Genomic DNA, 15287 nt, shown 5'->3' with positions numbered 1-15287 from the left:
ACCGCCGTGCGGCAGGCTCACGGCAAGCCGGTCGCGGCAAAGCCGCGCCACACCTGCCGGGAATCAAACACGTGCGGGTTTGCTTTCCGAGCGCGCCGCCCTTGGCGCGCGATATCAGGCTGCTGAAATGAGTTTCAGCAGCCTGATAACGCCTCGCTCCGATCAAGCTGGCTTCGACGCGCTCAGCCAGCGCGGAGGCGCACCCTGAGCTGGCCGAAGGGTATCTGGTCGAAGCGCCCCTGGGTCTGCAAAGAACGACGCCCCCACTTCGGAAGTGCCATCCGCATGCTGCGAGCAGCTCAGGCCTGTTGGTGGAGCCCGGCCTGACAACCCTGCGCTGCGCTGGCAGAATCCGTCCAGAAGAATCAGACCGAGGGCATCCATGAGCAAGGGAATCCGCTTCGAGCTTTACAACGAAGCTCAGCTGGCCGACGTCATCGACGATATGGCGCGGCAATGCGCCAACCTGCTGGATGCCACCCCGACCGTGATCCTCGGCATGCTGCGTCGCGGCGCCCCGCTGGCCGACCGACTGCACGATGCGCTAAGACGCCGCGGACTGAACACCGCGTTCCAGCGCATCGATGTCAAGGTGAAGCGCTACGCCGACACCCTGGAGCTGCTGCACCCCAATACTGCACTTGAAGCCCCCAGCGGCGCCGAACTTGCCGGCAAGCGGGTGATCGTGGTTGACGATGTGCTGTATCAGGGCTATTCCCTGTTCCGCGTGCTGGAATGGCTGAACACCCAAGGCGTCGCCAGCGCCCACGCTGCCGTCCTGGTCGACCGCCAACGCTACAAGATGCCGGTACGCGCCGATATCGTCGGCTTAACACTCAAGATCGCCCCCAGCGACGTGATCGAATGCAATGTGCCGCCGTATGAGGAGAAGTTTGCGGTGGACCTGTGGCGGCCCGAGGCCTAACCCGGATATTTCATGCCCCACAGGAGCCACCTTCCGGCCCTCCTGTATAGTTCAGCCTTGTCCGCACTCGTTCGCACGCATTGAACACCGCGCCCCCACTCACCCTGATCCGCAACGCCGAGGTCTATGCCCCCGAACCGCTGGGGCCGCAACAACTGCTGCTGGCCGGCGGCAAGATCGTCTGGATGGCTGGCATGTCGGCCCCCACACCGAGCGGAGTCGCGGCCGAAGCCGTTGATTTACAAGGATTGCGCCTGATTCCCGGCCTGGTCGACGGGCATGTGCACACCACCGGCGGAGGCGGCGAAGGCGGCTTTGCCACCCGCGTGCCGGCCCTGCCCTTGTCGCGCTATACCCACGGTGGCGTCACCACGGTGATCGGCCTGCTCGGCACCGACGACTGCGCGCGCAGCGTGCGCGAGCTGGTCGCCACCCTGTATGGCCTGCGCGAAGAGGGCCTCAGTGCCTGGGGCTATTGCGGCGGCTATCACCTGCCCTGCGCCACCCTCACTGGCAGCGTGCGCGCCGATATCGCCTTTATCGACCCGCTCATCGGTGTTGGCGAACTGGCGATCAGCGATCATCGTTCCAGCCAGCCGACCCTCGAAGAATTGCTGCGGGTAGCGTCCGAAGCGCATGTCGCCGGATTGATGAGCGGCAAGGCCGGCCTTCTGCATTTGCATCTCGGCAACGGATCACGCGGCCTGCAACTGATTCGCGCCGCCCTCGATCAAGCCGAACTGCCGGCCCGGGTCTACAACCCTACCCACGTCAACCGCCGCACCGCCCTGTTCGAGGAAGCCCTGGAGCTGGCTGAGCGCGGCTGCCATATCGACCTGACGGCCTTTCCGGTCGACGAGGACGAAGACGCCTACACCGCCGCCCAAGGCCTGCAACGCTACTTAGCCTCGGGTTTGCCCGCCGACCGAATCAGCATCAGCTCCGACGCTGGCGGCTGCCTGCCCTGCTTTGACGACAAGGGCCAGCTGTGCTCCATGGACATCGGCTCCCCCGGCGCCCTGCTCGGCACCCTGCGCGACTGCCTCACCGCTGGCCTGCCGCTTGAACAGATACTTCCCTCGATGACCCGAAACCCCGCTTTGCTGCTGCGACTGCACAGCAAGGGGCGGATTGCGGTCGGCGCCGATGCTGATCTTGTGGCCTTATCGGCATCCGGTACTGCCAGTGACGTGTGGGCGCTGGGTGTTCGGCACGTGGCGGACGGGCAGTTGGTTCGGCGAGGACGATTTGAATGACTGATAGTTTCCCCCTCTCCCCCAACCCCTCCCCCGCCAGGGGGAGGGGAGCTGGGCTGCTAGGAATAGCAGGCCTCGCCAGAGATCAGGTAAGCGTCAACCCCTTGTTCCAAGATCCGACTTAACCCCCTTCCTCCTGGCGGAGGAGCCTGCCCTAGCCCCCCGGCTGAGGAGCTTGCCGTAGGCCTCCCCGGCTGAGGAGCTTGCTCTAGCCCATCTGATGGCGGAGCTTGCTCTAATCTGCCCAGTGGCGGCGTTCGCTTGAAGCCCCTCCCCCCTGGCGGGGGAGGGGTTGGGGAGAGGGGGGCAAAACCAATAGTTTCACTGTAGAGGATTCACAACAGGATGTGCCCAAGCAAGATCCCAGATGGAGAACAACGCGGCTGGATCATTCCGATCGGCGGCGCCGAAGACAAAGAAAACGATCCGCGCATCCTGCGCCGCTTCGTTGAGTTATGCGGCGGTGATCAGGCCGATATCGTGGTCATCCCCACCGCCAGCCGGCTGGCCGACACCGGTAGCCGCTACGAAAAGATTTTCGGCGAACTCGGCGCCGGCAAGGTGACCTCGATCGATTTCGACACCCGCCGCGACACCGAGGAAAAATCCCGCCTCAAGCGAATCGAGCAGGCCAGCGGGGTGTTCTTCACCGGCGGCAATCAGCTGCGCATCACCACCCTGCTCGGCGGCACCCCGGTGGCCAAGCTGATCCGGGTGCGCAACGCCCATGGCGTGCATGTGGCCGGCACCAGCGCCGGTGCCGCTATCCTCTCTGAACATATGATCGCGTTCGGCGAGGAAGGTGGCTCACCGATGGCCGGCAGCGTGCGCCTGGCACCGGGCCTGGGCCTGACCAACCGCTTCATCATCGACCAACACTTCCGCCAGCGCGACCGCCTTGGCCGCCTCGCCACCGCCTTGGCATTCAACCCATTCGCGGTCGGCATTGGCCTGGACGAAGACACCGCCGCCTTTATCGGCCCGGACAACACCCTGGAAGTGGAAGGCAGCGGCGCAGTTACCGTGATCGACGCCGCCGGCCTGCAATTCAGCTCGATGGATCGGGTCGACGAAGGTGAGCCAGTCTGTCTACTCGGCCTCAGTGTTCACGTACTGGTCCACGGTGCTACCTTCAACCTGCATACCCGCCAAGCCTCGGCGGGCGCCTTGGTGTCGCCGAAAGAGGCGGGATAATCACAACGCGTAGAGTTTCGCTCCTCGCTCTGAAGCCCCTCTCCCCTGGAGGAAGAGGGGTTGGGGTGAGGGGGAGGGGTTGAGGTGAGGGAGAGGGGCAACGGGGTGAGGGGGATGGACGACGAAGGCAACGCACCCAAACAACACTTCGCTTCTCACAACACGGAATCGTCAACAGCAGCAAACCGCCAGGAGTAACGCAATGCGCATCCTCGATCGCTCGGTGTACGTCGGCCCCTCGCTCTATGCCCACTTCCCGGTCATCAAGCTGGAGCTTGATCTTGGCGAGCTGGAAAACTGGCCGACCGCCAAGCTCGGGGAAATGTTTGTCGATGCCCTGGTCGAAGCCCTGCCCGGCCTGGCCGAGCACGGCTGCTCCTACCGCGAACCCGGCGGCTTGATCCGGCGGATGAAGGAAGACGAAGGCACCTGGCTCGGCCATGTGATGGAACACGTCGCCATCGAACTGCAGAACGTGGCCGGCTCCGACGTCACCTTCGGCAAAACACGCAGTATCGACGGCCGACCCGGCGTCTACACCGTGGTCTACGAATACACCCAGCGTGAAGAAGGCATCGCCGCCGGCGAACTGGCCCTCACCCTGCTGTGCTCACTGCTGCCGCCTGACATCCGCCCCGCCGATAGCGTCGAAGCCGACTGGAACTGGCCCGAAGCCCGCGATGAATTCATTCGCTATGCGCAGCGCCGCGCGCTCGGCCCCTCCACCGCCTCGCTGGTAAAAGCCGCTGAAGATCGCGGTATCCCCTGGTTAAGATTGAACGAGCAAAGCCTGGTCCAACTTGGTCATGGCCGCTTCCAGCAACGCATCCAGGCCACCGTCACCGGCAAAACCTCACACATCGCGGTGGAGCTGGCCAGCGACAAGGAAGAAACCAACAAGATTCTCGGCACGCTGGGCCTTCCTGTACCGCGACAGGAGCTGGTGCAGAGCGAGAGCAGCGCAGTGCGGGCGGCGCGACGCATCGGCTATCCGGTGGTCACTAAACCCTACAACGGCAATCACGGTCGCGGCATTTCGATTCGCCTCACCAGCGAAGAGGAAGTGATCGAAGGCTTCAAGAAGGCGCGCGAACACTCGCGCTCGGTCATCGTCGAAACCTTCCTCGAAGGCGACGACCACCGTCTGCTGGTGGTGAACGGCGAACTGGTGGCCGCTACCCGCCGCACCCCAGGCCACGTGGTGGGTGATGGCATGCATACCATTCGCCAGCTGGTCGATATCGTCAATCAGGATCCGCGCCGCGGCGTTGGCCACGAGAAAGTGCTCACCCGGATTGAACTCGATGCTCAAGCCGAGATGATGATGGCGCGGCAGGAGGTGAACGCCGACAGCGTGCCCGAGCGCGATCGGGTAATCCATCTGCGCTCCACCGCCAATCTCTCCACCGGCGGCACCGCCACCGATGTCACCGACATCATCCATCCGGATAACCGCGATATGGCGATGCGCGCCGTGCGCGCGATCGGCCTCGATGTCGGCGGCGTGGATTTCCTCAGCACCAATATCGCCGAAAGCTACAAGACCATTGGCGGCGGCATCTGCGAAGTAAACGCCGCCCCCGGCTTCCGCATGCACGTGGCGCCCAGCGAAGGCCGGCCGCGCGACGCCGCCGGCCCGGTGATCGACATGCTGTTCCCGCCCGGCACGCCCTCGCGGGTACCGATCTGCGCCATTACCGGTACCAATGGCAAGACCACCACCGCGCGCATGATGGCCCACATCGCCAAGATGGCCGGCTACACACCCGGTTTGACCACCACCGATGGCGTATACATCGACGGCCAACGCACCGTCGAGGGCGATATGACCGGCCCGGTGTCGGCACGCATGGTGCTGGCCGACCCGCAGATCGACTTTGCCGTACTGGAAACCGCCCGCGGCGGCCTGATCCGCGCTGGCATGGGCGTACCCGCGGTGAATGTCGGCGCCGTGCTTAACGTGCAGTCCGATCATCTCGGCATGAAGGGCATCGACACCCTGGAGCAGCTGGCCGAGATCAAGCGCATCGTGGTGGAAGTAGCCGAAGACTGCGCGGTGCTGAACGCCGACGACCCCAATGTGCTGAAGATGTCGGCCTACACCGATGCCAAGGTGATCTGCTACGTCACCATGAACCCGCAACACGCCCTGGTGCGCGAGCACATCCGCGCCGGCGGCCGCGCCTGTGCGCTGGAAGCCGGTGTGAATGGACAGATGATTACGTTCTACGACAAGGGCAGCCACATCCCCCTGCTGTGGACCCATCTGATTCCCGCCACCCTGGAAGGCCGCGCCACCCACAATGTGCAGAACGCCATGATCGCCGCCTCGATCGCCTTCTCGATGGGCATCAAGCTCGATGCCATACGCCAGGGCCTGCGCACCTTCGACACCACCTTCTTCCAGGCCCCCGGCCGGATGAACGTATTCGACGAGCATCCGTTCAAGGTGCTGTTCGACTACGGCCACAATGCCCATGCCGTCGGCGTGATGGCCGACCTCGCCCAACGCCTGGATGTGCGCGGCCGCCGCATCATCGTGGTCGCCGGCCCCGGCGACCGCCGCAACGAAGACCTGCGCGAAATCGCCCTGGCCGTCGCCGGCCGCTTCGATCACTACATCTGCCGCCGCGACGACGCCCTACGCGGCCGCGCCCCCGACGAAGTGCCGCAACTCATCGCCTCGGTACTGCGCGAACAAGGCGTTAAGGACGAACAGATCAGCATCATTCCCGACGAAAAGGAAGCCATCGACCACGCCCTGCACATGGGCCGCCCCGGCGACCTGCTACTGATCTTCGCCGACGCCCTCACCCGCTCGTGGAAACAGGTGATCAAATTCAAACCCGAAGGCAGCGCCCCCACCAAACCCACCCCGGCGCCCGCACCCGCCGTGCAACCCGCCGAACCCGAAGCCCCCGCCTTCAACGAAAAAGACTGGGAAGGCATGATCCGCGATGAACGCGGCATCCGCTTTGCCAAGGAGCAGGACGACTGAACACCGAGATCCCCCTCCCCTTCGAGGACTCCCGCCGACTCACCGGCCCTAACCTGTTCTTCCACCAACCCGGCGCGGTACTGGAAGCCGCCCTCCCCTGGGCCGCCGAACCCGCACGCCTAAAAGCCTGGGCCGATCTGGTAACCCAAGCCTGCGCCTGGCTAAGACTACCCGCTGTTGAGCCCCGCTCCGTCAACAGCGACACCCCTGCTCTTGAGCCCCTCCCCCCTGACGGGGTGAGGCGGGCTTTCGAGCAGCACAGCTGCGAGCCGCCGAACGCCATCGCGCATGCCAGCGCGATGGCCGGGGTGCGGGTTGGGGAGAGGGGGAAAGCCCCTGAACCCCAAAGCGCCCAGACCACACACGCCGCTGCGCATGCCAGCGCGATAACCGGAGTCCAGGTTGGACAGGAGACCGACCTGGAACACAACACCACCGCTCTAAAGCCCCTCCCCCCCCGCGGGGGAGGGGTTGGGGAGAGGGGGACCGCAGGCACCACAGAGGAAAGCCAAACCCACCTCAAGGTCCGCGCCCACCAAACCGGCGCCTCCCTCTTCCTCACCGCCCCCACCGACCAACTCTTCCTCGCCACCGAAATCAACGAATGGGCCTGGCTCAGCGCCTGCGGCATGCACATGCAGCACGCCCCCGGCCACCCCGCCACCTGGGATCCGCAAGCCGCCCGCATCTGCCTGCACAAACTCTCTGTTCAAGAGCGCCACCCAGCCCTCACAGCCCTACTCAAGGAAGCCAAACAACAGCGCGTCCCTGCCCTGCTCGATGACGACCAACTCAGCCTCGGCCACGGTCGCCACCACCAGGCGTTTGCGCTCAACTCCCTGCCCGATCCCCATCACATCGAATGGGACAACCTGCAGCGTATCCCCACCGCCCTGATCACCGGCTCCAACGGCAAAACCACCAGCGTGCGCCTTCTCGCCGCCATGCTGCGCGCCAGCGGCAAAGCCACTCCGCATAACTGCACCGACGGCCTGTACTTCAACAGCAAGCTGGCAGAAGCCGGCGACTACAGCGGCCCCGCCGGCGCCCGCTGGGTGCTGCGCCACCCACAAGCCGACGCCGCCGTCATCGAAGCCGCCCGTGGCGGCATGCTGCGCCGCGGCCTCGCCGTCGACCACGTCGACGCCGCCCTGGTCACCAATATCAGCCCCGATCACTTCGGCGAATACGGCATCCACACCTTGGATGACCTCTGCGACGTCAAACTGATCGTCGCCCGCGCCGTACGCGAACGCGGCTACCTGGTGCTCAATGCCGACGACAAGCTGCTACACCAACGCGGCCCCACCACCGGCAAACCCATCGCCTGGTTCTCGCTCGACCCGCAACACCCCGCCATCACCCAAGCCCAACAGCAAGGCAGCCCCTACACCACCCTGCACAACGGCGAGTTGCACCTGTTCGACGGTGCAACCACGTGTTCACTCGGCCCAGTCAACGACATGCCCCTCAGCATGGCCGGCGCCGCCCGCTACAACATTCAGAACCTGCTAGGCGCCGCCCTGCTCGCCCACTGCCTAGGCGTGCCCAGCACCACCATCCGCAGCACCCTGGCCAAATTCGGCGCCCGCCGCGAAGACAACCCCGGCCGCCTGCAACACTGGCAGTTCGGCGGCATCACCGTGTTTATGGACTACGCCCATAACCCCGAAGGCCTGGAAGGCCTACTGCAAGTCGGCCAAGCCTCACGCATACAAGGCGGAAGACTAGGCCTCGTGCTCGGCCAAGCCGGCAACCGCCAGGATGAAGACATCGCCCAACTCGCCAAAGTCGCCGCCGCCCACAAGCCTGAGCGGATTGCGTTGAAGGATCTGGATGGGTATTTGCGCGGCCGCAAGCAAGGCGATGTGCCGGAGCTGCTGAAGAAAGCCCTACTCGCACAAGGACAGTCAGACGACTCGTTAAGCCTGCACGCGCGGGAAATCGAAGCCGTGAAAGCGCTGCTTGAATGGGCACGGCTGGGGGATGTGCTGGTGTTGCCGGTGCATGCATTGACGGCGCAGGCGGAGGTAGGCTCCCTGCTGGATCAGCTTCGTCGAAATAACTGGATTTGCGGCAACGAGGTTCGATAGCCCGCGCCCACCATCCAACTCAGTGAGCTCTTAAGCCCCTCTCCCCTTGAGGGAGAGGGGTTGGGGTGAGGGGTAAGCCCCCCGATTCACTCCCCCACCGACTTCAACTTAATCGGCTTGCGATCCGGAAACCGCACCACAAGATCCAACTCACCATTTGTGCACTCTTCGGCGGGCCAGGGCGCCAGGGCCCGCTCTACGCCCTATTGCATTCGCTCTCGCCATTCAGCGTGATCTACAAACTGGAGAGGACCTCCTTAGAGATCTTGACATGAGTCAACGCATCGAGGCGCTATTCCTCGAATAGAGGTTCAAGCGCAACCAGCCTTTCGGAGGCGTCTGCAACCTTGACTAGAGTTTTCGACAAACGACTGGTCACTCGCCTCATGTCTCTTGACGCGGAACCAACTTTGTCGATGATTTCAATGAATCTTCTTGCATTGAGTGCAGCAGTATTCGCGCCAGATGCCATACTTCGAACGCTTTGTATAAAGCCTGGATTACTTCGAATCGCATCTCGGTCTTCCGAAAGCCGAGCAGCTAAGAATCGAAGTCCGGGCTCCAAACGATCGACGCATTGACTCAACGCGCCTGCAGTTACTTCGAATCGGCTGGTCGGATCATTTAGCAACGAGGCAACCCGGTTAACAGAGGCCAGCCGCGCAGAGGCGCTACCGCCACTTTTGTCGACTCCCTGCAGATGGACAGTACCCTGAGACAGGACTTGAGTGATTTCGCCGGTGATATCCGTAGTTTCTTGAAATGCTTGAGCAAGAGACTGCAAAGACTCTTCCGAATCAGCTATCAACTCCAAGAAGCCTGGCTCGTCGGATTCCTCTCCGCTTGAGTCCAAACTTTTTGGTGATAAATCTTCAAATGATTCGAACCATATTCTCGTCGCGGCGACGTGTTCACCTCCAGATTCAAGGCAATCAGCGAGCGACTTGGCAAGCAACTTTCTTGCCTCGACCATCCCGCCCGGCGACCGGTTAAACATGATCGTCCGAATCGAAGCAATGTCGAAAGGCAGCCTTCCTCGCTCTCCTATCTGGATTGTTACTTTGCCGGTTGTATGACGCAAACCCAGTTCGTACATAACGTTTGGATTCGCCCCGGACAGATCGGCGATGACGAAAGGCGCATCACGCAAGTGTCGGAATACCTGATCAGGAATCTCTCCTGTTGTATGGATCTGGTCTGCGCGGAAGGCTTCGATTCCGAAGGCTTCACAAGCCGGAACAATTACTTGTTCTAGAACTTCAATCGCTTGTTCGTAGACAATCCTGCGTGGGTCTTCCGAGGGGGCGTCACGATCACCAATTGGGCCGATTACGAAAGCTCTCTGAACTGAAAGCGGAATGCTCGACATAAATTCCCTCAAAGACCACAGGTCAGTTTCTTTGACAAATGCCAATACTCAACAATATCGCCAGTCGTTCACACAAAGAACCACGCTTACGGCGGGTAACTGCAGGGCGAGTATCAACCCGCCGGCATCCGGTCGATTCGGTCACGCGTAGGGCTCGAACACAACGCCTTGCGACTCATGACACCTCCCCCAACGCTTTCGCGCCCCTTTCGGCGGGTCAAGACCCACTCTACCCTTCCTCCACCACCTCACAAACCGGTTTCAACAGCGTCAACTGAACACCCGGCTTCCCCAGAATCGCCACGCTATCGGCACCGCCTTGTGCGCCGTAGCCTTGGATGGAGTTGCTGCCGCCGAAGGTGTAGGTAAGGAGTTTGGGTTCCCTGCCGCTCGTGTCGCACAGCGAGATCTTCACCATCTCCGGCGCGTATTTGAACATGCCGCTTGACTTCTCGTGCTTGTAGATGCTCTGCGGTTCGATCTGCACGCCGAGTTGCACGCCATTGGGCAGGGCGACGGTGTGGATCGCGGGCGACTTGGCGGCCCAGGTGTCGATCTGTTGGTGGTTCCAATCCAGCACCACCCGCTGCATCCGCTCGCCGGTCTCTGAATCGCAGGCCTGTGCCTGCTGCGCCATGGAGCTGAATGCGAATACGCTGGCGGCGACGAGAACGATCTTCATGCTGGAATCCCCCTGCTTGTCAGCTGAAATTACCAGCTTGCAGGGCTGGGGGATGAGGTAAATAGTTCACTCGGCCGCCGTTCGATTGGAATTCTCATCAAACACTGCTCGAACAGGCTTCAGTGCACCCGATCCGCCGGCTAAACCAAGGCCCGTGTACCGCGACAAGCGGGAAAGGTGGAGCAACCCCAAAACTTCGAGCCACTCGATCGCGCGGTGCGTTCCACCATTGCGCTGCCGCAGCGTGGGCATACCTGCACGGCCGGCTCGGGCGCAGGTGGCGATTCGCTGGGCAATGAGAGCGCCGGCTCCACTGGTGCAGGCGCGGGCACATTCGTCTGCACCGACTGAATAAGCGCAACGAGGTCGGCGCCGCTGATCAGATCAATGGGCTTGCCTTCCACAAATCGGCGCGCTTCCGGCGTGAACTCGCCGACACTGACGATGATCGCGCGCTCAGCTGCGTGGTGAGTGAGCAAGCCAAACTGCTCGCGCACGATGTTCACGCCGACCTTCTGCTGCTTCCACTGCTTGCACTGCACAATGCGCTTCTTGCCATCGCGCTGCAGCAGCAGATCCACCCCGCCGTCGGCGCCGCCCTGCCCGGTTTCGGTCACCATGAAACCCTGACGACGAAACGCCTCACCGACCAACTGCTCAAATTCCCGCCAGCTCAGCGCTTTAATATCGGCCAGCGATTTCTGCGCTTCCAGCGTGCGGCGGCGCTTGCCTTGGCCCAGGAACGAAATTAGTGCGGCGATCCAACACGCGCCAGCAAAGGCCCAGACGACCAAGCTTATAGTGCCCGTCTGCAGCTGCGTTGCCAGAGCACTGAAAACCGGCGACTTCGAACCGGCCAGCACCGCAGGGGCAATCACCAAACCGCCCAGCCAGATCAGCCCGCCAAACGCGACACCGATGGGCCAGGGCAGCTTGGCCAGGACTTCCAGAAAGTGAGTTTGTCGGCGTGGCATGATCGGGGAACCCAAAGGTAGATAGGTCGATCTTGGCTGCAGTGAAGCGGCATGTGCAAGCGTGGCGGTGCATTTTGAAGCAGTGCTGCGATAGCAGGCAGGGCTTGGACGGATTCCGCCGCGAGCAGACCCGATGCGTTGGTGCGGCGAGCCGCACCCTAAGTTGGTCACGCGGTGAAGCCGTTGGTAACGACTTGCCTCGGGCCCAACTTCCGCCCGGGACGACGCGGGAACGGCGGGTGACTGTGGGGCGGTTTCAACCCACCGGCTCCGGCGTGGACGGTATGCAGCGTGCCGCTTGCACACAGTTTGACTGGCGTCCGCTACTCTTCGTCTACCTGCAGGCCCGACGCATCGTGAGAACAACTGCCTGCGTCTACTCGCTCGGACGATACCGACACAATGAACGACTCGAGATCCGACACCATCACAGACAGCGCGCGAATTCAGGCGCTGGAAGCCACCGTTGAAGAGCTGCAGACAAGCTCGATCGGGCAGGAACACCGCTTGGTTCAGGTCGCAAGAAATGCCTACCTTGCTTTGTTGAGCCGACCGGGCTGGACTGGAACCCGGCGGCTCGAGGCAGGCGGCGCACTGGTGCGATACATGTTCTTGGGCCGAACCACACTCGTTCTCGGCCTAAGCCTAGGTGGGCTGCTGGCTCTACATGCGAGTTTCATGCTCGCCGACCAGAACAAGAAGCTCGATCTGCAGAATTACTTGTCCATCGTCAGCGGAGAACTGGCAGAGGCCCAGCGCAACAGTCAGTTCGTGCAACTGATCGCACCATTGATTGCCGACTTGCAGACCCATTCAGCAACGGCGGAGAGATCGGCAAATGGGGCGTGGACCTTACCCCCTGAATTGGCCATTCGCATCGCTGTCCTTACCCAAACATTTCAACCCTATCGATGGATACACCGCGACATGCTCGGTGACGACGTCATGGAATCAACAGGTAGCGGATGGATCTATCGGGTCATGACAGGGGTTCGATCACTCTATGACGATGCTTTCGGGCAACCCAGGCTTCGAGAAAGGCTGGGCAGCCTGAAGATACCTGCGCTAACAGACCAACGCATGAGCCCCGAGCGTGGCTTTCTTCTCGTGAACTTGCACGCACTGCGCATCAGTTTTCCAGAGCTGACACGATGGAACGTCACCTTCGAGAGTGCGCACGCGCCAGGCGCGCGACTTGGCGGCATCGACCTCAGGCGGTTGGAGGGGCCCGACGCCGCGGGAACCATTGACTTGAGCGGTTCCAATCTCAACGCCGCGTCGTTCGAGCGCGCATGGCTCGACGGCGTAAGCCTGATCATGAGCAATCTGACACTGGCTCAATTCGACGGCGCTCAATGTGCAGGAACCCTTTTCGAAGGCGCCACCCTCGATCAGGCGTCGTTTATTGCGGCTCGACTCGAGCGCGCCAAGTTCAATCACGCTTATATCGGCGACAGCAATTTCAGGCTCGCCAACCTCGCGGGTGCAGATCTCATGAATGTTCGAGGCCTAACCGACGCCAAACTGAGTGAAGCATGCATGAGTCGACAGTCGACGCAAATGCCGAGCGACTTTGTTTGGAGTGCCTATACCGTCCCCGACGAATGCTGCGAACTTTGGTCTGGCCAACACGAAGCGTTTGCAAGACGCGGAGATGGGACGTGCGCGGCGATTGACGCCCCTATCCCCAATCTTAGCCAATAGATCGGTACAGGTCACACCGCAGTTCTCGCCAACATGCAAACGATACATGGGATGTTGCACCTCGCGTGCGGCAGGTAACTGTAGGGCGAGCTTCAACCCGCCGGCTGGCAAGACGCTGGACCTCCCACTCTGAACATGCAGTTGTGCAATTCATTCCCCTCCGCCCCTTCGCGCGTCCCTTCGGCGGGTCCAAGACCCGCCCTACTCCACTGCGAGAACGGCTCGTGTGGCTGCGCGGCGGGCTGGCGGTCAGTTGGGCGACCTGTAGCCGCACTCTCGGGCCCCAGAACTCAATCGGTAGGATGCGATGCCGAGGCCATCCACCGGCAGTAGGTGCAAGGCGCTTCCTGGTGTAGCGACTCCTGTTGCAAGTCTGGGCCCAGCCCACCGTTTGAGCACGATAACGGCCAAACGTATCGATCAGAGGTGAAGCCAGCCCAATCACGCTTGCGGTCTGTGAGTGAGAATGTCCTTTCATCGCCGGAAAGCAGCCTTCTAGGGCTATTGCTTTGCAGCGTTCGCGTCTGCGCTGTCGCAGGGCCACGTAGTCTCCAAGGCAGCGCGGACTGCAGCGCTTGGAACAGTCGGTTCCACCTGCACCAGCCTGCCCGTGCCGGTTTGTTCAACCCAACGTGAGGCCTGCAATCATGTTCAAGCTCAGTCAATCGAAGTCAGGTAGCAAGCTCGCATTCACTGCTGGATGCCTTCTGGTCTTGTCGCAGCCAAGCGTGGCCACTTCGTTTCAAGGCCTGGGCGATCTTCCAGGAGGCGCGTTCAAGAGCGCAGCCATCAATGTGTCGGCCCAAGGGTCCACGGTGGTGGGTTGGAGCCAATCTGCCAATGGCAAGGAAGCCTTCGTCTGGACACAAGCGGGAGGCATGCAAGGCATCGGCGACTTGCCGGGAGGCGGCTTCTCCAGCGTCGCAAACGCCGTTTCCAACAACGGATTGATCGTGGTGGGTTGTGGTCAATCGTCAGAGCGCCAGCAGACCATCACCGAGGCGTTTCGTTGGACCGCCGTCGGTGGAATGGTAGGTTTAGGCGATCTTCCTGGTGGCGATACGTTCAGCTGCGCCAACGATTTTTCATCCACCTCATCCACCGTGGTTGGAGTGAGCTCGAGTCTGCCTGGCAACACGGAAGGGTTCACCATGGGTGGGGGCGGCCTGATGTTCGGCACGGCGAACGTGCATGCCAGCATCGAAACGTTCACCGCTGTCTCCGAAGAAGGCACCCATGTCGGTCATGGTGGATTCGAGTACTACACGCAAGCGTTTCGACACAAGAATTTGCTAACGCTGGGACTGGGTCACTTGGGCGGCTATGCTGGAATCCGCTTTAGCCAAGCGTTTGATGTATCGGCAGATGGCCGCACGATTGTCGGAATGAGCTATGGTCCGCTTGGCGCCGAGGCATTTCGATGGACGGCGAGTCTCGATGAAATGGTGTCATTGGGAGCCGGAACCGCAACAGGTGTATCAGGCGATGGCAGCATCATCGTGGGGCAAACCAGTTCGCCGTTTCATGGTGCCTTCATCTGGCGAGCGGAGACCGATCAGATCGAGTCGCTGCATAACTATTTGATCAATCGCCATGGACTCGGCCCGGCCCTGGCTGGCTGGACACTGCTTGCCGCCACCAAGATTTCGGTCGATGGCCATACCATCGTCGGGAACGGACTGAACCCGGCCGGGCAATTCGAGGGCTGGCGCGCGCACATTGGCCCGGAGCTCATTCCCCCGCCCGGCCGTGATGATTGATCCGGCGAGCCAAGATTGAAATGGGCGGCTCATTGGCGCCGGCTTCCGTTCGCCTACCCTCAGACCGCCCCCTCTCCCGCCAGGGGAGAGGGGCGATCAGCAGCTTTGCTTCAAGGTGCGAGCGCGTGCCCAGGTTGCGAGCATTGCCCCCACCCTACATGCGCTTCGAGATCTCGGGATCGGCGGCTCCATCGAAATCAGCGCTCAGGTCTAGCCCGGATATTTCATGAGGGGGCGCGGATGATCACCGAGGACTTTGCGTCGAGTGCAAGGCGCGACGAGCCCAAGTGGTGGGCCCACTTGGGCGAGATCGGGACGCAGTCCCGCGTAGC

General features: G+C 62.0%; 10 protein-coding genes. 7 read left to right on the top strand and 3 right to left on the bottom strand.

All coding sequences use genetic code 11. From position 1 onward, the window contains the following. Positions 1-382: 382 nt before the first annotated feature. The 5 genes from IFO71_RS15195 to IFO71_RS15175 all read left to right on the top strand — a co-directional run bounded on the left by IFO71_RS15195 (position 383) and on the right by IFO71_RS15175 (position 8466). A complete protein-coding gene (locus tag IFO71_RS15195; RefSeq protein ID WP_192030507.1) occupies positions 383-925 on the top strand; it encodes a phosphoribosyltransferase family protein in 543 nt (180 codons plus the stop codon). An 80-nt stretch (positions 926-1005) separates the two neighbouring features. Further along, positions 1006-2181, top strand: coding sequence for a beta-aspartyl-peptidase (iadA, locus tag IFO71_RS15190; protein ID WP_192030506.1), 1176 nt, complete (start codon positions 1006-1008; stop codon positions 2179-2181). Positions 2182-2526: 345 nt separating this feature from the next. Beyond that, positions 2527-3375 carry a cyanophycinase gene (locus tag IFO71_RS15185; protein WP_192030505.1) on the top strand — a complete coding sequence of 283 codons (849 nt, stop codon included), beginning with the start codon at positions 2527-2529 and terminating at the stop codon, positions 3373-3375. Between the two features lie 202 nt (positions 3376-3577). After that, positions 3578-6373: a cyanophycin synthetase gene (gene cphA, locus IFO71_RS15180; protein ID WP_192030504.1), complete on the top strand. Its 2796-nt coding sequence runs from the start codon at positions 3578-3580 to the stop codon at positions 6371-6373. A gap of 299 nt (positions 6374-6672) precedes the next feature. After that, complete coding sequence (locus IFO71_RS15175) at positions 6673-8466, top strand: Mur ligase family protein (RefSeq protein ID WP_192030503.1); 1794 nt, start codon at positions 6673-6675, stop codon at positions 8464-8466. A 292-nt stretch (positions 8467-8758) separates the two neighbouring features. Here IFO71_RS15175 and IFO71_RS15170 read toward each other — a convergent pair whose 3' ends face one another. The 3 genes from IFO71_RS15170 to IFO71_RS15160 form a co-directional block, all read right to left on the bottom strand. Further along, positions 8759-9835 (bottom strand): hypothetical protein, encoded by a 1077-nt coding sequence (locus tag IFO71_RS15170; protein WP_192030502.1) that lies wholly within the window; start codon positions 9833-9835, stop codon positions 8759-8761. A 229-nt stretch (positions 9836-10064) separates the two neighbouring features. Continuing rightward, complete coding sequence (locus IFO71_RS15165; RefSeq protein WP_192030501.1) at positions 10065-10517, bottom strand: hypothetical protein; 453 nt, start codon at positions 10515-10517, stop codon at positions 10065-10067. A gap of 140 nt (positions 10518-10657) precedes the next feature. After that, complete coding sequence (locus tag IFO71_RS15160; RefSeq protein ID WP_192030500.1) at positions 10658-11491, bottom strand: restriction endonuclease; 834 nt, start codon at positions 11489-11491, stop codon at positions 10658-10660. 402 nt (positions 11492-11893) lie between these two features. Here IFO71_RS15160 and IFO71_RS15155 point away from each other — a divergent pair, with 402 nt between their 5' ends. Together IFO71_RS15155 and IFO71_RS15150 are read left to right on the top strand one after the other, a co-directional pair. Beyond that, positions 11894-13195 carry a pentapeptide repeat-containing protein gene (locus IFO71_RS15155; RefSeq protein WP_192030499.1) on the top strand — a complete coding sequence of 434 codons (1302 nt, stop codon included), beginning with the start codon at positions 11894-11896 and terminating at the stop codon, positions 13193-13195. Positions 13196-13923: 728 nt separating this feature from the next. Further along, complete coding sequence (locus tag IFO71_RS15150) at positions 13924-14955, top strand: PEP-CTERM sorting domain-containing protein (protein WP_192030498.1); 1032 nt, start codon at positions 13924-13926, stop codon at positions 14953-14955. Positions 14956-15287: the final 332 nt, after the last annotated feature.

The sequence above is a fragment of the Pseudomarimonas arenosa genome (assembly GCF_014841215.1).
Lineage (GTDB): Bacteria > Pseudomonadota > Gammaproteobacteria > Xanthomonadales > Xanthomonadaceae > Pseudomarimonas > Pseudomarimonas arenosa.
This window is presented reverse-complemented; position numbering and strand designations above follow the sequence as displayed.